The sequence below is a fragment of the Pseudomonas sp. SDO52101_S400 genome, assembly GCF_054071635.1.
This window is the reverse complement of sequence record NZ_JBSVWF010000005.1, coordinates 84,761-106,660: the sequence shown is the minus strand read 5'-3', so window position 1 is coordinate 106,660 and position 21,900 is coordinate 84,761. Positions and strand designations below refer to the sequence as shown.

Here is a 21,900-nt window from a genome sequence, read left to right as displayed (position 1 = left end):
GCCTAACCGGCTGATGAGGTACCACACAAGATGTTTAGTTTTATTGCCCGCCGACTGGGGTTGTTGATCCCCACGTTTTTCGGCATCACCTTGCTGACTTTCGCGTTGATTCGCATGATTCCCGGCGACCCCGTGGAAGTGATGATGGGCGAACGTCGGGTCGACCCCGAAATGCACGCTCAGGCAATGGAACGCCTCGGTCTGAACAAGCCGCTGTATGCCCAGTACCTGGACTACATCGGCAAACTGGCCCACGGCGACCTCGGCGAATCCCTGCGCACCCGTGAGAGCGTATGGACCGAGTTCACCTCCCTCTTCCCGGCGACCCTGGAACTGTCCATGGCCGCCCTGTTGTTCGCCGGTATCCTGGGCCTCCTGGCCGGGGTGATCGCGGCCCTCAAGCGAGGATCCCTGTTCGACCACGGGGTGATGGGCATCTCCCTGGCGGGGTATTCGATGCCGATCTTCTGGTGGGGTCTGATCCTCATCATGTTCTTCTCGGTGAGCCTGGGCTGGACCCCGGTATCCGGGCGGATCGACCTGCTCTACGACATCGAGCCGCGCACCGGTTTCATGTTGATCGACACCCTGCTGGCCGATGACATGGGCGCGTTCCTCGATGCGCTGCATCACCTGATCCTGCCGGCCATCGTGCTGGGCACCATTCCGCTGGCGGTGATCGCGCGGATGACCCGTTCGTCGATGCTCGAAGTACTGCGTGAGGACTACATCCGCACCGCCAAGGCCAAAGGCCTGTCGCCGTCGCGCGTGGTCTTCGTTCACGGCCTGCGTAACGCGCTGATTCCGGTGCTGACCGTGGTCGGCCTGCAAGTCGGCACCCTGCTGGCCGGTGCGGTCCTGACTGAAACCATCTTCTCGTGGCCCGGCATCGGCAAGTGGCTGATCGAGGCCATCGGTGCCCGGGATTACCCGGTCGTGCAGAACGGCATTCTGCTGATCGCCTGCCTGGTGATCCTGGTCAACTTCGTGGTGGACATCCTCTACGGCTTTGCCAACCCACGCATCCGTCATCAGCGCTGAGGTCAATACCCATGAGCACTCCAACTTCCTCAGTAGCCACCGCCGCCACCGCTGCGGATCAAAGCCTGCTGTACCCATCGCCGTACAAAGAGTTCTGGCAAGCGTTCTCCAAAAACAAGGGCGCCGTTGCCGGCCTGCTGTTCATGTTGCTGGTGATTTTCTGCGCGATCTTCGCGCCGTGGGTTGCCCCGCATAACCCGAGCGAGCAATACCGTGACTTCCTGCTGACGCCTCCGGCCTGGCTGGAAGGTGGCCAGATGCAGTTCCTGCTCGGCACCGATGAACTGGGTCGCGACCTGCTGTCGCGTCTGATCCAGGGTTCGCGCCTGTCGCTGCTGATCGGTCTGTCGTCGGTGGTGATGTCGCTGATCCCGGGGATTCTGCTGGGTCTGTTCGCAGGCTTTTTCCCGAAAATGATTGGCCCGACCATCATGCGTCTGATGGACATCATGCTGGCCCTGCCGTCGCTGCTGCTGGCTGTGGCGATCGTCGCCATCCTCGGCCCTGGCCTGATCAACACCGTGATCGCCATTGCCGTGGTCTCGCTGCCGTCCTACGTCCGTCTGACCCGCGCTGCGGTGATGGGCGAACTGAACCGCGACTACGTGACCGCCGCGCGCCTGGCCGGTGCCGGCCTGCCACGTCTGATGTTCATCACCGTGCTGCCGAACTGCATGGCGCCGCTGATCGTTCAGGCAACCCTGAGCTTCTCCTCGGCGATCCTCGACGCCGCCGCCCTGGGCTTCCTCGGCCTCGGCGTACAGCCGCCAACCCCTGAGTGGGGCACCATGCTGGCCTCGGCCCGCGACTACATCGAACGCGCCTGGTGGGTAGTGAGTCTGCCTGGCTTGACCATTTTGCTCAGCGTGCTGGCAATCAACTTGATGGGCGACGGTCTGCGCGATGCGCTGGACCCGAAACTCAAGAACGCCGCCTGAGGAGATTCCCATGTCACTGTTAGAAATCAAGAATCTCAACGTACGCTTCGGCGACAAGAACGCCACACCGGTGGTCGACGGCCTCGACCTCAAAGTGGACAAGGGCGAAGTCCTGGCCATCGTGGGCGAGTCGGGTTCCGGCAAGTCCGTGACCATGATGGCGCTGATGGGCCTGATCGAGCATCCAGGCATCGTCACCGCTGACTCGCTCAGTTTCGACGGCAAAGACATGCTCAAGCTGAGCAATCGCCAGCGTCGGCAGATCGTCGGCAAAGACCTGTCCATGGTGTTCCAGGACCCGATGACCGCGCTCAACCCGAGCTACACCGTCGGTTTCCAGATCGAGGAAGTGCTACGCCTGCACCTGAAAATGTCCGGCAAGCAAGCACGCAAACGCGCCATTGAACTGCTGGAAAAAGTGGAAATCCCGGGTGCCGCGAACCGTATGGACGCCTACCCGCATCAACTGTCCGGCGGCATGAGCCAGCGTGTGGCAATTGCCATGGCGATTGCCGGCGAGCCGAAACTGCTGATCGCGGACGAGCCGACCACCGCACTCGACGTAACGATCCAGGCGCAGATCATGGACCTGCTGCTGGCATTGCAGAAAGAGCAGAACATGGGCTTGGTGCTGATCACCCACGACCTCGCCGTGGTGGCTGAAACCGCCCAGCGCGTGTGCGTGATGTACGCCGGTCAAGCCGTTGAAGTCGGCCAGGTGCCGCAACTGTTCGACATCCCGGCCCACCCGTACAGCGAAGCACTGCTCAAGGCGATTCCGGAACACAGCCAGGGTGCCGCGCGCCTGGCGACCCTGCCGGGTATCGTTCCCGGCCGCTATGACCGTCCGCAAGGCTGCCTGCTGTCGCCACGCTGCCCGTACGTGCAGGACAGCTGCCGCACACAGCGTCCGACCCTTGACCCGAAAAGCAACAGCCTCGCCCGCTGCTTCTACCCGTTGAACCAGGAGGTGGCGTAATGGCCGTCGTACTTACCGCCCGCGACCTGACCCGTCACTACGAAGTCTCCCGTGGCCTGTTCAAGGGCCATGCGACCGTGCGCGCCCTCAACGGTGTGTCGTTCGAACTGGAAGCCGGCAAGACCCTCGCCGTTGTAGGTGAGTCGGGTTGTGGAAAATCCACCCTGGCCCGCGCCCTGACGCTGATCGAGGAACCGTCGTCCGGTTCCCTGAAAATCGCCGGGCAAGAAGTGGCCGGCGCCGACAAGGCCCAGCGCAAGCAATTGCGCAAAGACGTGCAGATGGTGTTCCAGAGCCCGTACGCCTCGTTGAACCCACGGCAGAAAGTCGGTGACCAGCTCGGCGAACCGCTGCTGATCAACACCAACCTCTCGGCTGCCGAACGTCGCGAGAAAGTCCAGGCGATGATGAAGCAGGTCGGCTTGCGTCCCGAGCACTACCAGCGTTATCCGCACATGTTCTCCGGCGGTCAGCGTCAGCGTATTGCGCTGGCCCGGGCCATGATGCTGCAACCGAAAGTGCTGGTGGCGGACGAACCGACCTCGGCGCTCGACGTGTCGATCCAGGCCCAGGTACTGAACCTGTTCATGGATCTGCAGCAGGAGTTCAACACCGCCTACGTGTTCATTTCGCACAACCTCGCGGTGGTGCAACACGTGGCCGATGACGTGATGGTGATGTACCTCGGCCGCCCGGTGGAAATGGGTCCGAAGAACGACATCTACGAGCGCCCGCTGCACCCGTACACCCAGGCGTTGCTGTCGGCGACCCCGACCATCCACCCGGACCCGAACAAGCCGAAAATCAAGATCGTCGGCGAGTTGCCGAACCCGCTGAACCCGCCACCGGGCTGTGCTTTCCACAAGCGCTGCCCGTACGCGACCGAGCGTTGCAGTACTGAAGAACCAGCGTTGCGCCACCTCGACAATCGGCAGGTGGCTTGCCACTACGCCGAACAGTTCCTCGACGGCGCGGCCTGAAAAAACCCGCCCTGTTGCCGGGGCGGGTTGATGAGTTGACCAAACCTCTTCTCCTTCGATTGCGCATCAGTCGGGGAAGAAGGGGTTTTCTTTTGCCCGGCGTTTGCATCCGGCCGACGCGGCGCCATTGGATATTCAGCGCGATCACCTAAAAATCCCGGGCTATCGCACAACGGTCTAAACAACTGTCAGTTATGACAGGTGCTCGATAGAGAGAGGCAGGCTTATGGTTTCACGTACTCAGGACACGTGACGCGGCTTTCAATCTCTCTATTGTTGGATCTGGAGTATCAGGCGATGAACGATGAACAAAAATCGGCACTCGGTAATAGGGTTCTCGGCAGGGTGATTGACTCAACAGGCAAACCGGTGGACGGCAAGGGACCGCTCGTCGCGACTTTCGGCGAGAACTCGAGAAACAGTCAAATGTTGGAAACCGGCATCAAGGTCATCGATATGCTTTGCCCTTTCTCCAAGGGCGGTAAAGTCGGTTTAATCGGGGGGGCCGGGGTTGGCAAGACCGTATTGATAATGGAACTGATCAATAACGTTGCAAAATCTGGTGCGGTAGCAGTGTACGTGCCGGAAACCCCCTCTAACGGTTCAGATATGGCTTCGAAAAATGTGGCTGTGGTCCTGCCGGAAAAGAGCGACTCACCGAAAGCCTATTTAAATGCAGTAGAAACCGCAGTTATTGTGGCCGAGCACTTATGTGACAAAGGTCACGACGTTCTGCTGGCAATCGATCCCCCTTTCCCTTCCAGATTCATCCAGGCCGGTAACGAAGTCGCCGCACTGCTTGGCCGAATACCTTCGGCAGTGGGTTACCAGCCGACCCTTTCGACAGAAATGGGAGCCCTGCGAGAGCCGAAGGGATCGATTACTTCTGTACAAGCCATCTACATACCTGCGGACGACTTGAGCGACCCGGCGCCGTCGACCACCTTCGCCCATCTGGACGTCACCGTCGCTCTGTCTAGAGAGCACTTCTTAGAGGGTATCTTCCCGGCGATAGACCCACTGGGCTCGACTTCGTGTCATCTGGCCCCGGGCGTGGTCGGCGAAGACCACTACAAAACAGCTAGTAACGTTCGAGCCTTGCTGGCGCAATACAAGTCACTGCAGGAGATCATTGCAATACTGGGTATGGACGAACTGTCGGAAGAAGACAAACTGACGGTTAGCCGTGCTCGTAAGATCCAGCGCTTCTTGTCGCAGCCGCTCCACGTGGCTGAAACCTTAATCGGTACCCCGGGTACATACGTTCCCCTGAAAAACACTATTGCTGTCTGCAAAAGCATCCTCAACGGTCAATACGACCAATGGACAGATGAGGCCTTCCTAGTCGGCTTGTTCGAGGACACCCAATTGATTGCTGGCCACCCTGAAATCCAGCCACGCTGAGCACCCAGAGAAACTAAAAAGGCGAAGCTCCACGCTTCGCCTTTTCTCACCGGCCACCTAAAACCCGAATGCGTCAGAAATGTGCACCGCCTGCACACTACGTCTGGCTATCGCCATCATCCGGATCATCGGTGTCCGGCTCGTCGGTGGTCGAGTCGTCATCGTCCTTGCTGCCGCCCTGATCCTGATCGCCCGGTTCGGACTCGGACTTGGCGAGCATGATCACTGCCGCGTGCCCATGGACGGCGTTGAAACCCTGCGGTGGGCCGTCAGTACTCGCCCATGCCGCCGTGGTGCCAAGCGTCAGCATCACCAAAACCTTAAGCAACAACACTATGCGTTGAAAAATGCTCATGAGCGTTTCCATCCTTTCGTGATTGAAGCCAGAGTGCCGATCCGGCGCTGAATAAAATCTAGTTCCGATCAGCCGGGTTCACCAGATAGGACGCTAACCAATGCCCATAATTGCTGCGGGTGGACAGACCGCTTTCGAATAAACCCCATAACCGGATCAGCTAAGCGAAGCGGCCTTGCGGGTTTGCAAGGGCTGCTTGCTCGCGGCCCGCAGACGGGTCGCCAGATACACCAGCGGCACGGACATCAGCGCCAGCGCCGCACTGGCCAGCCAGACGCTGTGACCACCGAACTGCCCGTAAAGCTGCCCGCTCAGCACTGGCGACAGCAGCGCGCTCGCGCTCCAGGCCATGAAAAAAAGACCGAAGTACTGGCCGCTTTTGCCGGTTTGCGCATGCTGCATGACCAGCACATTCAGCGGCGGCATGAACAGCGCCTCACCGAGGGTCCAGACCACTGTCGACAGGCAGGCATAAAACAGGCCGGACCCCAACGGCAACATGCCCAGTCCGACCGCCAGCAACACGCAACCGGCAATCAATGGCCAGCGCGAGCCCCAGCGTTCGCCCCAATGCGAGATTGGAATCTGCAACGCCACGACAAGAACTGCGTTGATCGCGAACTGCCAGCCGATGGCCTCGGTACTCAAGCGATAGTAATCGCGCAGATAGTTGCCGAGCGTGCTGTAGATGGTGTCGAACGCCATGCCGAGCAGGAGGGTGGTCGCCAGCAGCCAGAGGAATGGTTTGTCGCGATACGGCAGGCCGGAGCCGGTCTGCGCCTCAGGCGTTTCTTCCGGGACAAGAATCGGTCGCCGCCAGGTCGTGCGGACAAACCAGAGCAACGCCACCAGCGTCAGCGCCGCGCTGATGAAGAACACCCAGCGAAAATCCGTTTGCGCCAGCACACCGCCCGCTATGCCGGCGGCGGCCATCCCGAGGTTTCGCGCGATACGGCTCAAGGCCTGCGCCCGTGGGCGCTGCGCAACCTCGCAATATTCCATGATCAGTCGTTGATGCAGCGTGCGGATCGCACCGTCGATCGTACCGCTGAGCAACAGCAGCCCGGCCAGCAACGGCACCTGCGTGACCAACCCGAGCCCGAGCAGCACCCAGGCTGAAACGAAGAACAGCGCCGCCGTCAGCCGCGCGGTGCGGACATGGTCACTGAGCAAGCCGCCCAGCATCGAACCGATCAACAGCCCGCCGCCGTACGCCGCCAACAGCCAGCCAACGGTCTCGATGGCGAAGCCCAGTTCCTGACGCAGATACAGCGCCATGAACAGCTTGACCATGCTGCTCAGGCGATTGATGAACAACAGCGCAGCCAGCACCCAAGACATGGTGCTGAAGTAACCGTCGAGTCGCAGCAGATGAATCAACCGACCGGTCATTACCTTGATCCCTCCTTGATCATGCTTCGCCGCAGGTTCGCACCCGGATCAAATGGACCCGCTCATACTCAATCAACAGGCAAAAAAAAGCCCACTGTTTTATCAGTGGGCTTTCGGGTGTCGCCAATCAGCGCTTAGTGGTGCTCACGGGTCGCACGGAATTTCACGTCCGGCCAGCGCTCTTCCATCAGGGCCAGGTTGACGCGGGTCGGTGCGAGGTAGGTCAGGTGACCGCCGCCGTCCAGTGCCAGGTTTTCCACAGCCTTGTTGGAGAATTCCTCCAGCTTCTTCTTGTCGCCGCATTCGATCCAGCGCGCGGAGTACACGGTGATCGGCTCGTAGGAGCACTCGACCTTGTATTCCTCTTTCAGGCGGCTGGCGACCACATCGAACTGCAGCACACCGACGGCGCCGAGGATGATGTCGTTGCTTCGTTCCGGGAAGAACACCTGGGTCGCGCCTTCTTCGGCCAACTGTTGCAGGCCCTGACGCAGTTGCTTGGATTTCAGCGGATCGCGCAGACGTACGCGGCGGAACAGTTCCGGGGCGAAGTGTGGAATACCGGTGAAGCCCAGGCTTTCGCCTTCGCTGAAGGTGTCGCCGATCTGGATGGTGCCGTGGTTGTGCAGACCGATGATGTCGCCGGCGTAGGCTTCTTCCAGTTGCTCACGCTCGGAGGAGAAGAACGTCAGGGCGTCGCCGATGCGCACGTCCTTGCCGGTACGCACGTGGCGCATCTTCATGCCTTTCTCGTACTTGCCGGAGCAGATACGCATGAAGGCGATGCGGTCGCGGTGTTTCGGGTCCATGTTCGCCTGGATCTTGAAGATGAAGCCCGAGAACTTCTCTTCCACCGGCTCCACGGTGCGCTCGTTGGCCACGCGAGCCAGCGGGCGCGGCGCCCAGTCGACCACAGCGTCGAGTACGTGATCGACACCGAAGTTGCCCAGTGCAGTACCGAAGAACACCGGGGTCAGCTGACCGTCGAGGAACTCTTGCTGGTTGAACTCGTGGCAGGCGCCCTGCACCAGTTCCAGCTGTTCGAGGAAACGATCGTACTCGTCGCCCAGGTGTGCGCGGGCTTCGTCGGAATCAAGCTTCTCGATGATCTTGGTTTCGGTGCGTTCGTGACCGTGACCGGCGGTATAGACAATGATGTAGTCGTCGGCCAGGTGGTACACGCCCTTGAAGTCGCGGTAGCAACCGATCGGCCAGGTGATCGGCGCTGCCTTGATTTTCAGGACGGCTTCGATCTCGTCGAGCAGTTCGATCGGGTCGCGGATGTCACGGTCGAGTTTGTTGATGAAGCTGACGATCGGCGTGTCACGCAGACGGCAGACGTCCATCAGCGCGATGGTACGTGGCTCTACACCTTTACCGCCGTCGAGGACCATCAAGGCCGAGTCCACCGCCGTCAGAGTGCGGTAAGTATCTTCGGAGAAGTCTTCGTGGCCCGGGGTGTCGAGCAGGTTGATCATGTGTTCGCGATACGGGAACTGCATGACCGACGTGGTGATCGAGATCCCCCGCTGCTTTTCCATCTCCATCCAGTCGGATGTCGCGTGGCGGTCGGATTTACGGGATTTCACCGTACCGGCCACAGCAATCGCCTTGCCCATCAGCAAGAGCTTTTCGGTGATGGTGGTTTTACCGGCATCGGGGTGGGAAATAATGGCGAAAGTGCGGCGTTTCGCGACTTCGGCGGCCTGGTTGGTCATGGGAAATCGCCTGGCGGTGATTCAAAAAAGGGCCGCGATTATAGCCCAAGTCAACGCAATAACCGAACCGTTGAGCACATTAAGGGTGGCCAAATGCTGCCCCGGATGGGAACCTTTTAAAGCACGGAGACGTCCATCCCCTGTTACGACTTTTCGTCAGGGGCTGAAAAATCAGCAAGTTAGCCTGACGAGGCTGCGCTCATGGCTCGCTTTCAGACCGCTTTTGGCCGGTGCTGGGGGAGCTGCTTCTCGCGAACGTTTATTCCCGGCAGCCAGGCATGGCATGCCACACGGGACGGCGTTCGCCGACTATAAAAAAGGAGTCCGCCTGTGGCTATCCGCTATGGCAAAGGGCTGATGGGAGGTGCGGTGGTGATCGCGCTCCTGGCCCTGCTGGTCCACTGGATCGGCATCAACACGATCGAACACTACCGCGACGATTTGTTGTTTTACCTGCAAGCTCATCTGATTCTCGTCCTCGCTTCAATGCTGGCCGCCCTTGTCGTGGGCATCCCCGCCGGTATCTTCCTCAGTCGCCCGACCATGGTCGGCCGCGCCGAACGCTTCATGCAGATCTTCAATATCGGCAACACCGTGCCACCATTGGCCGTGCTCGCGATTGCCTTGGGGATTCTCGGCATCGGCAGCGGCCCGGCGATCTTCGCCCTGTTCCTCGCCTCACTTTTGCCGATTGTGCGCAACACCTATGAAGGCCTGAAAAACGTCCAGGGCTCGCTGAAAGAGGCCGCCACCGGCATCGGCATGACCCCGCGTCAGGTGCTGTGGCAAGTCGAGCTGCCCAACGCCGTGCCGATCATCATCGGCGGTGTGCGCGTGGCATTGGCGATCAACGTCGGTACGGCGCCGCTGGCGTTCCTGATCGGCGCCAACAGCCTCGGCAGCCTGATTTTCCCTGGCATCGCCCTGAACAATCAGCCGCAACTGCTGCTCGGCGCCGCATGCACCGCGCTGCTGGCCCTGCTGCTCGATGGCGTGGTCACCCTCGCCAGCCGTCTCTGGCTGGAACGCGGTTTGCGCCCGTCTTAAGGCTTCGGCAAAGGAATATTCATGAAACGACTTAGCTTGATCTTAGGCTGCGCTCTGCTGTTCGCAGGATTTGCCCAGGCGGCAGAAAAGCCGCTCATTCGTCTCGGTGCCCGAGTGTTCACCGAACAAACCCTGCTCGCGGAAATCACCGCCCAATACCTGCGCAGCAAAGGCTACGACGCGCAGATCACCGGAGGTCTGGGCAGCAACCTGGCCCGCAGCGCCCACGAAAGCGGGCAACTGGACATGCTCTGGGAATACACCGGCGTGTCGCTGGTGGCTTACAACCATGTCACCGAAAAACTCGACAGCGAACAGTCCTACGCCCGGGTGAAAGAACTCGACGCGAAAAAAGGTCTGGTCTGGCTGACGCCGTCGAAATTCAGCAACACCTACGCCCTCGCTCTCCCTAAAAAAGTGGCCGAGGAATATCCGCAGATCAGCAACATCAGCCAGTTGAACGACGTGCTGCGCAGCGAAGCCAAGAGCAATCACCTGGTGGCGCTGGACACCGAGTTCGCCAACCGCTCCGACGGTCTGGACGGCATGGTCAAGCTCTACGACATGAACCTGACCCGCCAGAACATCCGGCAGATGGACGCGGGGCTGGTCTACACCGCACTGCGCAACGGACAGGTGTTTGCCGGTCTGGTCTACACCACCGATGGGCGCCTGAATGCTTTCGGGCTGAAGCTGCTGGAAGACGACAAGCATTACTTCCCAGACTACACCGCCGCACCCGTGGTGCGTCAGGCGTATCTCGATGCCCACCCAAAATTGGCTGAGCAACTCAAGCCGCTGGCCGAATTGTTCGACGACGAAACCATGCGTCAGCTTAATGCGCGGGTCGATGTCGATCACGAGAGTCCGTCAAAAGTCGCTGCCGATTTTCTGCGCCAGCATCCACTGAACTAAAGGAGGAAAAGTCATGGAATTTTTGAACGCCTTTTCCCACCTCGACTGGCAGCAGGTGATGCACCTGACCTGGCAGCACATCACCCTGGTCGGCGTCGCCGTCAGCCTGGCGATCCTCATCGGCGTGCCGCTGGGCATTTTGATGACTCGTTTCCCGAGCCTCGCAGGCCCGTTGCAGGCCAGCGCCACGGTGTTGCTGACCGTGCCGTCGATTGCGCTGTTCGGCCTTCTGCTGCCGTTCTACTCGAAATTCGGCCAGGGCCTCGGCCCGATGCCGGCGATCACCGCCGTGTTCCTTTATTCACTGCTGCCGATCATGCGCAACACCTACCTCGCCCTCACCGGTGTCGAGCCGGGCATTCGCGAAGCCGCACGCGGCATCGGCATGACCTTCGGCCAGCGCCTGCGCATGGTCGAGCTGCCGATTGCGGTGCCGGTGATCCTCGCCGGCGTGCGCACCGCCGTGGTGATGAACATCGGCGTGATGACCATCGCCGCGACCATCGGCGCCGGCGGCCTCGGTGTGCTGATCCTCGCCTCCATCAGCCGCAGTGACATGTCGATGCTGATCGTCGGCGCGCTGTTGGTCAGTCTCCTGGCGATCTTCGCCGACCTGTTTTTGCAGTGGCTGCAACGCTCTTTGACTCCAAAAGGATTACTCAAATGATCGAACTTCAAAACCTCAGCAAGACCTTCCAAAGCAACGGCAAAGATGTGAAAGCCGTGGACTCGGTGAGCCTGACCGTCAATGAAGGTGAAATCTGCGTATTCCTCGGGCCATCCGGCTGCGGCAAAAGCACCACGCTGAAAATGATCAACCGCCTGATCAAGCCAACCTCGGGCAAGATCCTGATCAACGGCGAAGACACCACCGACCTCGACGAAGTGACCCTGCGCCGCAACATCGGCTACGTGATCCAGCAGATTGGCCTGTTCCCGAACATGACCATCGAAGAGAACATCGTGGTGGTGCCGAAACTGCTCGGCTGGGACAAGCAGAAATGCCACGACCGCGCCCGCGAACTGATGAGCATGATCAAGCTTGAGCCCAAGCAGTATCTGCATCGTTATCCGCGTGAACTGTCCGGCGGCCAGCAACAACGGATCGGCGTGATCCGTGCGCTGGCGGCGGATGCACCGCTGTTGTTGATGGACGAACCGTTCGGCGCAGTCGATCCGATCAACCGCGAAATGATCCAGAACGAGTTCTTCGAAATGCAGCGGGCGCTGAACAAGACCGTGATCATGGTCAGCCACGACATCGACGAAGCAATCAAGCTGGGCGACAAGATCGCCATCTTCCGCGCCGGCAAGCTGCTGCAGATCGACCACCCGGACACCCTGCTCGCCCATCCGGCGGATGACTTTGTCAGCAACTTCGTCGGCCAGGACAGCACCCTCAAACGCCTGCTGCTGGTAAAGGCGGAAGACGCAGCGGACAACGCTCCATCCGTGAGCCCGGAAACTCCGGTGGCCGATGCGTTGGAGTTGATGGACGAACATGACCGTCGCTATGTGGTAGTCACCTGCGCCGAGAACAAGGCGCTGGGTTATGTACGACGTCGCGACCTGCATCGTCAGACCGGCACCTGTGCGCAGTTCCTGCGTGAGTTCAACGCCACCGCTGCCTATGACGAACATCTGCGCATCCTGCTGTCGCGGATGTACGAGTTCAATCGAGCGTGGCTGCCGGTGATGGATGCCGAGCGGGTGTTCCTCGGCGAGGTGACTCAGGAGTCGATTGCGGCTTACCTGAGTTCGGGTCGTTCGCGGGGGATGAAGACCAATATCGTGTCACCGGCTGAGGCGGTGGCCTGATCAAAAGCAAAAGGGCTGTTCGACAGCCCTTTTTTTCGACCGCCGGATCCTCAAGGCCGGGATTTTTTCGCCGACGATGAGCCGGCAAGAAATATCAACACATTAGAGCGCCGAACCCGGCCGACTCTGTCAGCCTTGACCGGCAATTTCCCTCTCATCTGCCCTTCTCGCCGCCAACGTCGCCGATGTTGAAGTGATCGTACTTATCCATGACTTGGCACACATCAGCATCGAACGTGCAGGTATTTTTAACACCTGAAAATTATTGCGGAACATCTGACCGTCATCTCGGTCGGCTAAAAAGAGTGATATCCGCGACGCACGTCAGAAGCGTGCAAAAACGCGACATTTTTAGTTGATCTCAGGCCCCTCACGCCCTAAAGTTCGCGCCGAACGTCCATGCTGGAAACGATCCATCCGGCTCAAGTACTGACGACGAGACAGCAAGGCCAAGGGCAACGACCCATGGCCTTTTTGCTTTCGGCGACATGCCTTGGGAAGTAGGCGAACCAAAGTGGGGATACGGAGGACGTTCAGGAGGGTGTGTCATCAATGAATTCACGAGTGCGCCGGGTCTGCTTTTGCGCAGGGCAAGGCGCGAGGCCCGCAGTTAGGTTGTTCCAAATAAGGGATGAGCAACGCAGCCCTGCACAAAAGCAGGCCCGGCCCTTCGGGTTGTGCCTGAGCGCGCGCCATGCTTCGTTGCAGGCCTTGCGAAGGGAGCGACCATTAGCGGCGGCCTGCGCCTTGCCTGGCACGCGCTCAGGCGCAACGCACTCGCGAATTCATTGATGACACACCCTCGCACCCATTGATTAACGACGTTTGCCACTAGGAGTCCCAAGTATGTCGATCCAGGTCGAAGACTATTTCGCGCGCGAAACCTTTCAGAAAATGAAGGCGTTCGCCGACAAACAGGAAACCCCGTTCGTGGTGATCGACACCGCGATGATCGCCCAGGCCTACGATGACCTGCGCGCCGGTTTCGAATTCGCCAAGGTCTACTACGCGGTCAAGGCCAACCCGGCCGTCGAGATCATCGACCTGCTCAAAGAGAAAGGCTCGAGCTTCGACATCGCCTCGATCTATGAGCTGGACAAAGTGCTGAGCCGTGGCGTCAGCCCGGACCAGATCAGCTACGGCAACACCATCAAGAAGTCCAAGGACATTCGCTACTTCTATGAGAAGGGCGTGCGTCTGTTCGCCACCGACTCGGAAGCCGACCTGCGCAACATCGCCAAGGCTGCACCGGGCGCCAAAGTCTATGTGCGCATCCTGACCGAAGGTTCGACCACGGCCGACTGGCCATTGTCGCGCAAATTCGGCTGCCAGACCGACATGGCCATGGACCTGCTGATCCTCGCCCGCGACCTGGGCCTGGTGCCTTATGGCATCTCGTTCCACGTCGGTTCGCAACAGCGCGACATCAGCGTCTGGGACGCCGCGATCGCCAAGGTCAAAGTGATCTTCGAACGCCTGAAAGAAGAAGACGGCATCCACCTCAAGCTGATCAACATGGGCGGCGGCTTCCCGGCCAACTACATCACCCGCACCAACAGCCTGGAAACCTACGCTGAAGAAATCATCCGCTTCCTGAAGGAAGACTTCGGTGATGACCTGCCGGAAATCATTCTGGAGCCGGGCCGTTCGCTGATCGCCAACGCCGGTATCCTGGTCAGCGAAGTGGTACTGGTTGCACGTAAGTCCCGCACTGCGGTCGAGCGTTGGGTGTATACCGATGTGGGCAAGTTCTCCGGCCTGATCGAAACCATGGACGAAGCGATCAAGTTCCCGATCTGGACCGAGAAGAAAGGCGAGATGGAAGAAGTCGTGATCGCCGGCCCGACCTGCGACAGCGCCGACATCATGTACGAAAACTACAAGTACGGCCTGCCGCTGAACCTGGCGATCGGTGATCGCCTGTACTGGCTGTCGACCGGTGCGTACACCACCAGCTACAGCGCAGTCGAGTTCAATGGCTTTCCCCCGTTGAAGTCGTTTTACGTGTAAGCACCTTACCCGTAACGCGAAAAGCCCATGACATGTCATGGGCTTTTTTTATTTTCTTCGTTTGGACAGTTCAATCAGTTGTTCAGACATCGACTGCACTTCCGAGATCGACTCTCTCACCAGATTCCAGGAATACCGGGCAGTCTCGAGCTTCTGCGCAGGAAAGCTTCGCCCAAGTTCGCGACCCGCTTCATTCAGCATGTAGGCCATGCGATAACAGAAGTCACTGAGATTATTTACCGCACTGCCCGTCGTGCGGCGAAGGCCGTTCAGACGATCCAGGTGATCCCTTGCAATCTGCCGCCGTTGTTCCTCGGAATACTGATCTTCAGGGTTGTACTGCATGTTAGGAAGGCCGAGCCTGCCCAGGGCGTAATAGACTTCAATCTTGATGCCGACATCATGGCATGCGCAGATCGGCAGGCCGAGACACTCGATGAACCGTACAAAAATGCTGTGAACCGTCTCACCGACATCGCGCGCCGTCTCCTTGAACTGCATCACAGATTGCTTGCAGCGCTCCAGCCGAGCATCCATTTCGCGCATCACATCCATCATGTCGCGTGGCGGCGCTGCCCAACCAGGTGACCTGACGATGCTGAACTGCTGTGGATCAATCTGCGACAGTGGTCGTTTGCGATTGACGGGGTCTGCGGACATTTGGCGGAACTCTCGACTGAACGTTTCGAGATCCTGAACCGTCTGAGCAGTCAATGCGCCGAGTTGCGGCAACATCATCAGAATCACTTGCCAGCTGCATGCATTAGCAACTGCAACCTGTCGCAACGCCTCTGCATCCGGTGAACGCAACATCTGATGCCCCGAGCGCTCGAAGCTGGCTGAAAATTTCTCAACCTGGGCGAGCACATCGGGCAAGGCATTCATCAGGTCTATGTAATGTTTGAGTGAAACAAAGTTTTTTTCTGCCAGTAGATAATCAAGCATGGTGTTCTCCATGGATCATCACGAACCATCACCCTCTGGCGATTTCACAACACTTCGCCGACCGGTCAATTGAGAGATGTCTCGTCTCAATTGACCGGAAGTGATGGAACGCTCAGTCCGAATCAGTTATTAGGAACCGATAGCGGTGTCAGAAAATCGAGGAATTGTTTCGCATGTGTTTTGAATGCACTGTTGCGAACTTCGTCATCGGCAAAAGCGCGCTTGTCCGTCTCACTCAAATATTGCGTATAGGCGTCTGACGCAGGACGGTAACCCTCTACGTAGGTTTGACGCTGCTGTTCGATCGCGTGAATAGCCTGCAGATATTTGATACAACCGGCCGACGTGCTGACCTTCGTTTCCTGCAGATCAATCTGTTGATCCAGCGCCGTCAGTTTGACTTTCAGCTTGTCGCTCTCACGCACCATGTCCATAAAACGAATGCCGTCGCCGATGCTGCCGATGCTTTTCTTCAGTTGCTCGATAGCGAACATCACTAGGGCGACCTGAGGTGGAGTCAGACCCAACGCCACGACTTTATCGACCGTCAACGCCACACCCTTTCCAAGCTCCTCGATCCCGCTTTTTTCCAGCGTCTCGATGGCAGCGATCACCGGGGCACGCTCGGCCTGAACGGCAACCCGCTGACTCTTGAGTTCATTCACTTCTGCGGCAGCTTCCTGTACATCGCGCTCGAAGTCCACGATATAACCGGCGGTCAGACGCAGATCGAAATTCGCACTGATTTCCTTCAGCGCCCCACTGACACCTGAACCTTGCGTACCGACTTCTTTCCAGGTCTCGTCCAGCAATGCGCGACATTCTGTCTTGATTTCTTCGATGACTTGTTCATCGGTTTCATTAGTCAGTTCTTCTTCAAATTTGCCCAGGCGTCGCAGAGACTCTGACAGTGTGTTACTGCTGCTCAGCGCGGCGTTTTGCAAATCGCTTGCAGACTGACTAACACCGAGCACCACGCGATTAAAGCGATCAAACAGATCAGGCATGTAATTGAGCTTGGTTTTCCAGACCGCTGCTTGCGTACGGTCATCACTCATTTGCAGTCGGCACTGGCGCAAGACAGACAGATCGACTGGTGGATAGGCATTTTCAGGACGAACCACGAAGCGACTGCTACGGACCGCTTTTCCGTAGTTACGGTCGTATTCCTCATCGGCTGCCTTGAATACTTCGATCAGCTTGTCCGAGTCCTGCTTGATTTGCTCCCACGGTTCAACCACCTCTGCAAACTCTCTCATGAAAATCCTCAATGTGAGAGCGTCAGTGATACGCCCTACAGCTTGTGCAGAGTTATTTACACAAAGTTGCATGACACTCCAGACATGCATGAGATTCTGTGTAGCGACATCGGCATCGATAGCGACAATGATCAGACTTTGCAGGTCATGCTTAACGCGCGCCAGAGAGCCCAGCGTCTGATTCTTGTTGGTGAGAGTTTTAATGTCGGCTTCTTGCAGTTCATATAGCTCATTGCGTCTGTCGCGAATGTTTTCCGCCTCTACACCCATGTAAATGGCCATTGCCAGCCCGACGATATTCATCCCGGCTGCCGCCTTCAGCGCTTCTTGAACAGCCGCCTTGTACTCAGTGTTCTTGATATCGATTTCTTTCGCACGCTCGTCAATCTGCATTTTCAGCTGCTTGATTTCTTCGGACAGCGAGCTGCTTTCGATAAGCCCGACCTTTATCTTGATACCGGGCAGTACATGTTCACGCAAATCGTATCCAAACAAGTCCAGATCTTTCTTGATGCCACTTACTTCTTTAAGGTTTTCGCCAACCTTCTCGAAAATTCGTTTCAAGTAATAATCGAGAGTACTGAGCGTATCTTCTTCAAGTTCAATGCCAGGGAATTTGTCACCCAGTTCCAGCTCCAGCGCCTTCAACTGCTCAAGGGTCCGGATATTACGTTCCTCCAACAAACCAGAGGCTTTTACTTCGTCGTAAACCTCTTTCATTCCTTCGCCATAATTGAGCATGCTGCCGGCAAAGTCCTTGAGCCCTCGCCCTGTCAGCATGATCCGCTCGCGCAGTGGAGACCAGCGCCTGGCATGCGTCCGGGTATTTAGGAATGTGTCTAGAAAGTCCTCAGGCTTAAGACCGGCACCGCCATCCTGACCCGTGCCAAAGCGCAAGTAATCAGTGACATCTTTCAATGTATTTGGCAACGCCAGACCGGCGGCTTCATATTTGCGCAAATCAATGATTTGTTTCTTGGTCAACAGCAACCCGGTGTCTCTGGACGCCCCGCCAAGAGAACCAATCGAGCCTTCGGAAAGCAATTTCGGCGCTTCAACCGCAAGCTGCACAACTTCTTCTGGCGAGGCATTTTTCAATGCGTCGCCCCACAAAAGATTACCCGACATAATTACTCCATTAATTAGTTAAGAAGAGGCGCCAACCAAAAACAGCTAACAACCTTGACTCAAGACTAACCAATCGAACAAAAACATCAAACATTCACTTGCTTCAAAATATATATTTCAATCACTTTTAACCCACCATCAACATCACAACACTCCACACAACTCGACCAATAACTTATGAATCAGCGCTCCAAACACAACATCATTTCAGAGTTTATCGGAAAGACAGAAACAAGAACGCCGACTTAATTGATGTTGTTCGCGCCAGCAAACACATCTAACAAACCGGCGTTCTTATGCGCGATATTTATACTTCCCTTCCTTTCTGGGAGGTTTTTTTTCTGTTGTCACCATAAAGCCTGACGCGACGCCTGGTAATGGAAGAATCTGAACAAGAGGTTCGCTTGCAGGATCTGTTGGCGGCCAACCAATCACTGATGACCGTCCATTTTGACGAAGGCTGAACTCAAAACACTCTGGACACAAAGTACCGCCTGGACCTGGGGGTCGGCCTGGAAGCGATGGCTACGCCGTGCTCATGAAAGCGGAATCCCGGTTCTGCTCCAGTTTGCCAAACGGCTAAAGGGCTACTGGCGGGGCATTGCATGCCGCGTTCGCTGGCCCATGCATACCGGCCAGTTGGAAGGAATAAACAATCGAATAAAGGTCATCAAACGGATGGCACATGGTTACCGGGACAGCGAGTTCATCATGAAGATCAAGCGTGTCTTTCCCGGTAATCCGTGAAGAACCCTTTTTATTTGCGCAGCCAGGCTTCGAGATGGTTGATCATTTTCATCAGTGCTTCACCCTCCAGCACTGCCAACTCCAGCTTTGAATTCATTTGCCCCATCGTTGACATGTTTCGGGTTTGGACAAGCTCGTCTATTGCGCCATCGACGTGCAACAGAATCTCTTCCAGGAACACTGCCATCTGAGATCGCAGCGCCGTAAACCCGTCAAATAAAGCAGTGATATCAGCCTTGTATTCCTGCGCTCTTATCGAAGGGTCTGTCGAGGAATACGCGATATCCCAGTCAGGCGTCGTCGCCACCGCTGCGAACAACTCCTGCACGACAACAGGTTGTGAGTGGCAATCACAGGATCGGTAGTCCAGCGCCCCTATGAAAGCAGACTTCAGTGCGAACGAATCCTCATACAGGCTTTTGTTGATAGATTTCACGACGTCCAGGTATCCCTGTGCGTCAAAAAGCTCGCTGCCCAGCCCTTGAATCAGTCCGCGTAAGCTCACTGGCCGGCTTGCCCCCCAAACTGGAGAGCGCGAATAACTGAACAGCGCCACGTCTACCTGATCGATGGGCATGGACGGGGACATACGGTCGCTGATCTGCGAAGCCTCATGAGCAAAAACAATCAGATCCTCGTAGATCGTGGCGTATCGCGTCCTGATGCTGTTAAAGCGCTCCCAATAAATACTCAAAAAGTTCCGATTGAATGAAACCTTGTTCAAACGCGAATCGTAGGGGAGCGTTGCCCGCCGGTGACCACTATTGCCACGGCGTTCAAAGACAATGGGTATCTTGTCGTAGGTCGGAAAGAGGACGGCGAGAAGACGCTCGTAACGATCCTGAGCAAGCCGTTGCTCAGGGGAAAACTCATAATCGACTGTAATCATGCTCATATCGAAGAGGGCAGCCACAGCGGCCACCCTCCTCCCCTCCTCAGCGTTGAACCAGATTCAGGTAGTCGACGATTTCCACGATTCGGGAAATCGCGAAATCCAGACGCCCCTCTACAGGCTGCGTCTGGTCCTGTTTGAGCTCACGATTGAACGCTTCAGTATCGGCGAGCAACTTGGAAAATTCGTTAACGAACGCCACACGTCCATCGTCCAGCTCTTCCAATGTGCCAATCAGATCAATCTTGCCCTTTGCGGTCTCGATATCTTTGGCATACGCGTCAGCCTGTCGCTGGTACTCGACTGCCCGAACCTCAAGCGTGTGATAAGCCGCCAGCATATTGAGGTAAGAAATGGCGTGACCAATACCTTCAATCAACTTTTTGATTGTTTCCAGAGCAAGCAGGGCAATTTGAATCTGCGGCGGAGCCAAACCCAGCGCTTTCAACTTTTCAAGAGTGAGTTGCGCTTCTTCCCCAATCTTTTCAATCCCCGCCTCTTCGATAGCCTTGATGGCTTCGCGTATGGACTTCATCTGCTCTTTAAGCACCGAAACCCGTTCATCGGCACTCTGTTTTTGTTCCTCGGAAAACGCAAGATTATCTTGCTGAGTCATCAGCCATTGCTTCGCTAGCGTTCTGTCAAACCGTTCATTAAAACCGCTTCTCAAGTCACTGGTTTGTTTGTTCAAAGAAAACAAGTTCTTTGACACTATCCCCAGCTCCTTTTCGATATCAATACAGATATCCTCATACTCATCTTTATAAATCGGATTATTTAAATCCTCCTTAAACTCTTTCAGTCTTCGATGCGACGAACCCAGGCCGATACTACTTGCCTGAGCATTCTCGCGAACGGGATAGAAACCATTACCGATTGCAACCGCCAAAGTATTCATTGAAGCGACCGGCCCTGGCAGATAGTTGTACATCTGAAACAGCATTTGTGCATGAGTATTAGCGCTTTGTACCACTGCACCATGATCCCGCAATTTAGAAATGTCGAAATCCGACTCAAAACCTTTTTCTTGCATTTCCATTTCCATTTTCATTTTGATTCCATTCAAAAAAACCAATCGACTACCGCTATATTCCCTTTCCGCCTCCATGAATACCTTGATCAATTCATCAGAGCTGACTTGAATTTTTTCCCACGGAGAAATAACGCTTTTCAAGTTGCCAATGAAACGCCTTAAGGTTGTCGCCTCAACCACATCACTGATGAACAAGGAGGATTCATCGACATATTCCTTCAACGCACTCCATACCAGTCTTAAGTTTTCAGTGGCCAGATCGGCCTCAACCGCGACGTAACTCAAATTCTGAAAATCATCACGCACCCTGTTCAGCGCGCTCAATGTCCGGCTTTTACTGGCCATCTTCTGATTGGCGGCAGCTTGCTCAACCCTTAAATCATTCCGCTGTTTGCGTATATTCTCAGCATTGACGCCGTAATAGATGCCAAGAATGAGTCCGCCAAGGTTCAGCGTCGCGCCTGCGATAACCGCTTCTTTTACCAGCTTGCCGTATTCTGCATTGAGCTCGTCAATCCTCCCCGCGCGATCATCAATTTCGGCTTGCAGCAACTTGATATCTTGCTGAAAGGTATTTTTTTCGATGAAACTCAAGCGCAAATTTATTTCCGGCACCACTTTCCCATGCATGGTATCGCCAAAAACCTTAAGTTCGGCTTTAACCTGCTCGGCATCGTCGTGAGATTTTTTTACCCTGCCAAGCAGCTGATCAAGGTAATACTTGATATCGGGAATATCATCGGGCGGCAGCTCAATATCCGGAGTGTCGGGAAACTGCGCCTTGAGCCTCAGAAACTCTTCAACAGTTTTAATATTGTGCGTCTCCAGAAACGCCGCTGCCGGATGGCTATCGTAAACAGATAGAATGTTACGACCAATACCTTGAATCGTACCCGCAAAAACTTTCAGCTGTTCCCCTGTCAGTTTGATTTTATCCCTCAACGGCGACCACGTGCTTGCATGCTCGTACGTCATTACAAACGTTTGAAGAAAGTCTTCTGCCTTTAACCCCACGCCCCCGTCTTCACCTGCACCATAATTAAGATAGGCAATCACATCATGAAGTTGAACGGGGAGCGAAAGCCCCAGCGCCTCATACTTCATGATACTGATGATCTGTTCCTTGGTCAGTTGTATCCCGGTTTCCCGCGCCGCCTCCTCCCCTTGGAACACACCCCGACCAAGGGATGCATCCACAAACATCATCGGAGCCTTTGAAGCAACTTCAAGCGACTTGCTGTAGTTATAGAATTCCATGAGAGACTCCTTGTCTTTCCGAAACTGGATGAAATTTAAGTT

17 protein-coding genes and 1 pseudogene are annotated in these 21,900 nt (G+C 56.4%); 11 read left to right on the top strand and 7 right to left on the bottom strand.

Translation table 11 applies throughout. The annotated features are described in order from the left end of the window. The first annotated feature begins 30 nt into the window (after positions 1-30). The 5 genes from ACW9HX_RS03720 (at position 31) to ACW9HX_RS03700 (ending at position 5,342) form a co-directional block, all read left to right on the top strand. Positions 31-1,041: an ABC transporter permease subunit gene (locus tag ACW9HX_RS03720; protein ID WP_007953665.1), complete on the top strand. Its 1,011-nt coding sequence runs from the start codon at positions 31-33 to the stop codon at positions 1,039-1,041. Positions 1,042-1,052: 11 nt separating this feature from the next. After that, complete coding sequence (locus ACW9HX_RS03715) at positions 1,053-1,979, top strand: ABC transporter permease subunit (protein WP_192559770.1); 927 nt, start codon at positions 1,053-1,055, stop codon at positions 1,977-1,979. A 10-nt stretch (positions 1,980-1,989) separates the two neighbouring features. After that, the gene (locus ACW9HX_RS03710; RefSeq protein WP_457379539.1) at positions 1,990-2,958 is read left to right on the top strand and encodes an ABC transporter ATP-binding protein; all 969 of its coding nucleotides are present in this window, start codon (positions 1,990-1,992) and stop codon (positions 2,956-2,958) included. Further along, the gene (locus tag ACW9HX_RS03705) at positions 2,958-3,938 is read left to right on the top strand and encodes a peptide ABC transporter ATP-binding protein (RefSeq protein ID WP_192559768.1); all 981 of its coding nucleotides are present in this window, start codon (positions 2,958-2,960) and stop codon (positions 3,936-3,938) included. Before ACW9HX_RS03710 ends, ACW9HX_RS03705 begins: the two co-directional genes overlap by 1 nt. Before the next feature lie 297 nt (positions 3,939-4,235). Beyond that, complete coding sequence (locus ACW9HX_RS03700) at positions 4,236-5,342, top strand: ATP synthase beta subunit C-terminal domain-containing protein (RefSeq protein WP_457379538.1); 1,107 nt, start codon at positions 4,236-4,238, stop codon at positions 5,340-5,342. Between the two features lie 97 nt (positions 5,343-5,439). On the opposite strand, the gene ACW9HX_RS03695 is transcribed toward ACW9HX_RS03700, so the two are convergent. The 3 genes from ACW9HX_RS03695 to ACW9HX_RS03685 form a co-directional block, all read right to left on the bottom strand. Beyond that, a complete protein-coding gene (locus ACW9HX_RS03695) occupies positions 5,440-5,697 on the bottom strand; it encodes a hypothetical protein (RefSeq protein WP_457379537.1) in 258 nt (85 codons plus the stop codon). A 156-nt stretch (positions 5,698-5,853) separates the two neighbouring features. Continuing rightward, positions 5,854-7,089: an MFS transporter gene (locus ACW9HX_RS03690; protein WP_457379536.1), complete on the bottom strand. Its 1,236-nt coding sequence runs from the start codon at positions 7,087-7,089 to the stop codon at positions 5,854-5,856. A 134-nt stretch (positions 7,090-7,223) separates the two neighbouring features. Next, a complete protein-coding gene (locus ACW9HX_RS03685; RefSeq protein WP_096818886.1) occupies positions 7,224-8,807 on the bottom strand; it encodes a peptide chain release factor 3 in 1,584 nt (527 codons plus the stop codon). A 357-nt stretch (positions 8,808-9,164) separates the two neighbouring features. Here ACW9HX_RS03685 and ACW9HX_RS03680 point away from each other — a divergent pair, with 357 nt between their 5' ends. The 5 genes from ACW9HX_RS03680 (at position 9,165) to ACW9HX_RS03660 (ending at position 14,597) form a co-directional block, all read left to right on the top strand. Next, positions 9,165-9,854, top strand: a complete 690-nt coding sequence (locus tag ACW9HX_RS03680; RefSeq protein WP_457379587.1) for an ABC transporter permease — start codon at positions 9,165-9,167, stop codon at positions 9,852-9,854. Between the two features lie 21 nt (positions 9,855-9,875). Next, a complete protein-coding gene (locus ACW9HX_RS03675; protein ID WP_457379535.1) occupies positions 9,876-10,769 on the top strand; it encodes a glycine betaine ABC transporter substrate-binding protein in 894 nt (297 codons plus the stop codon). Between the two features lie 13 nt (positions 10,770-10,782). Beyond that, positions 10,783-11,436 carry an ABC transporter permease gene (locus tag ACW9HX_RS03670; protein WP_457379534.1) on the top strand — a complete coding sequence of 218 codons (654 nt, stop codon included), beginning with the start codon at positions 10,783-10,785 and terminating at the stop codon, positions 11,434-11,436. Next, positions 11,433-12,587: an osmoprotectant ABC transporter ATP-binding protein OsmV gene (locus ACW9HX_RS03665; RefSeq protein WP_085685646.1), complete on the top strand. Its 1,155-nt coding sequence runs from the start codon at positions 11,433-11,435 to the stop codon at positions 12,585-12,587. Before ACW9HX_RS03670 ends, ACW9HX_RS03665 begins: the two co-directional genes overlap by 4 nt. Positions 12,588-13,433: 846 nt before the next feature. Continuing rightward, positions 13,434-14,597 carry a type III PLP-dependent enzyme gene (locus tag ACW9HX_RS03660; protein WP_039769212.1) on the top strand — a complete coding sequence of 388 codons (1,164 nt, stop codon included), beginning with the start codon at positions 13,434-13,436 and terminating at the stop codon, positions 14,595-14,597. A gap of 48 nt (positions 14,598-14,645) precedes the next feature. On the opposite strand, the gene ACW9HX_RS03655 is transcribed toward ACW9HX_RS03660, so the two are convergent. Together ACW9HX_RS03655 and ACW9HX_RS03650 are read right to left on the bottom strand one after the other, a co-directional pair. Further along, positions 14,646-15,542 carry a hypothetical protein gene (locus tag ACW9HX_RS03655; RefSeq protein ID WP_457379533.1) on the bottom strand — a complete coding sequence of 299 codons (897 nt, stop codon included), beginning with the start codon at positions 15,540-15,542 and terminating at the stop codon, positions 14,646-14,648. A gap of 122 nt (positions 15,543-15,664) precedes the next feature. Further along, positions 15,665-17,929, bottom strand: a complete 2,265-nt coding sequence (locus tag ACW9HX_RS03650) for an alpha-xenorhabdolysin family binary toxin subunit A (RefSeq protein ID WP_457379532.1) — start codon at positions 17,927-17,929, stop codon at positions 15,665-15,667. A 389-nt stretch (positions 17,930-18,318) separates the two neighbouring features. Here ACW9HX_RS03650 and ACW9HX_RS03645 point away from each other — a divergent pair. Then, a pseudogene (locus ACW9HX_RS03645) lies at positions 18,319-18,676 on the top strand (ISL3 family transposase); the annotation flags it as partial. 10 nt (positions 18,677-18,686) lie between these two features. Here the strand turns inward: ACW9HX_RS03645 and ACW9HX_RS03640 are convergent. Together ACW9HX_RS03640 and ACW9HX_RS03635 are read right to left on the bottom strand one after the other, a co-directional pair. Beyond that, positions 18,687-19,589 (bottom strand): hypothetical protein, encoded by a 903-nt coding sequence (locus ACW9HX_RS03640; RefSeq protein WP_457379531.1) that lies wholly within the window; start codon positions 19,587-19,589, stop codon positions 18,687-18,689. A 22-nt stretch (positions 19,590-19,611) separates the two neighbouring features. Beyond that, positions 19,612-21,858 (bottom strand): alpha-xenorhabdolysin family binary toxin subunit A, encoded by a 2,247-nt coding sequence (locus tag ACW9HX_RS03635; RefSeq protein ID WP_457379530.1) that lies wholly within the window; start codon positions 21,856-21,858, stop codon positions 19,612-19,614. Positions 21,859-21,900 lie beyond the last annotated feature (42 nt).

Excerpts from the sequence above, each read along its gene's own strand:
- ACW9HX_RS03720 (WP_007953665.1), top strand. The coding sequence starts at position 31 with ATGTTTAGTTTTATTGCCCGCCGACTGGGGTTGTTGATCCCCACGTTT.
- ACW9HX_RS03715 (WP_192559770.1), top strand. The coding sequence starts at position 1,053 with ATGAGCACTCCAACTTCCTCAGTAGCCACCGCCGCCACCGCTGCGGAT.
- ACW9HX_RS03710 (WP_457379539.1), top strand. The coding sequence starts at position 1,990 with ATGTCACTGTTAGAAATCAAGAATCTCAACGTACGCTTCGGCGACAAG.
- ACW9HX_RS03705 (WP_192559768.1), top strand. The coding sequence starts at position 2,958 with ATGGCCGTCGTACTTACCGCCCGCGACCTGACCCGTCACTACGAAGTC.
- ACW9HX_RS03700 (WP_457379538.1), top strand. The coding sequence starts at position 4,236 with ATGAACGATGAACAAAAATCGGCACTCGGTAATAGGGTTCTCGGCAGG.
- ACW9HX_RS03695 (WP_457379537.1), bottom strand. The coding sequence starts at position 5,697 with ATGAGCATTTTTCAACGCATAGTGTTGTTGCTTAAGGTTTTGGTGATG.
- ACW9HX_RS03690 (WP_457379536.1), bottom strand. The coding sequence starts at position 7,089 with ATGACCGGTCGGTTGATTCATCTGCTGCGACTCGACGGTTACTTCAGC.
- ACW9HX_RS03685 (WP_096818886.1), bottom strand. The coding sequence starts at position 8,807 with ATGACCAACCAGGCCGCCGAAGTCGCGAAACGCCGCACTTTCGCCATT.
- ACW9HX_RS03680 (WP_457379587.1), top strand. The coding sequence starts at position 9,165 with ATGGGAGGTGCGGTGGTGATCGCGCTCCTGGCCCTGCTGGTCCACTGG.
- ACW9HX_RS03675 (WP_457379535.1), top strand. The coding sequence starts at position 9,876 with ATGAAACGACTTAGCTTGATCTTAGGCTGCGCTCTGCTGTTCGCAGGA.
- ACW9HX_RS03670 (WP_457379534.1), top strand. The coding sequence starts at position 10,783 with ATGGAATTTTTGAACGCCTTTTCCCACCTCGACTGGCAGCAGGTGATG.
- ACW9HX_RS03665 (WP_085685646.1), top strand. The coding sequence starts at position 11,433 with ATGATCGAACTTCAAAACCTCAGCAAGACCTTCCAAAGCAACGGCAAA.
- ACW9HX_RS03660 (WP_039769212.1), top strand. The coding sequence starts at position 13,434 with ATGTCGATCCAGGTCGAAGACTATTTCGCGCGCGAAACCTTTCAGAAA.
- ACW9HX_RS03655 (WP_457379533.1), bottom strand. The coding sequence starts at position 15,542 with ATGCTTGATTATCTACTGGCAGAAAAAAACTTTGTTTCACTCAAACAT.
- ACW9HX_RS03650 (WP_457379532.1), bottom strand. The coding sequence starts at position 17,929 with ATGTCGGGTAATCTTTTGTGGGGCGACGCATTGAAAAATGCCTCGCCA.
- ACW9HX_RS03635 (WP_457379530.1), bottom strand. The coding sequence starts at position 21,858 with ATGGAATTCTATAACTACAGCAAGTCGCTTGAAGTTGCTTCAAAGGCT.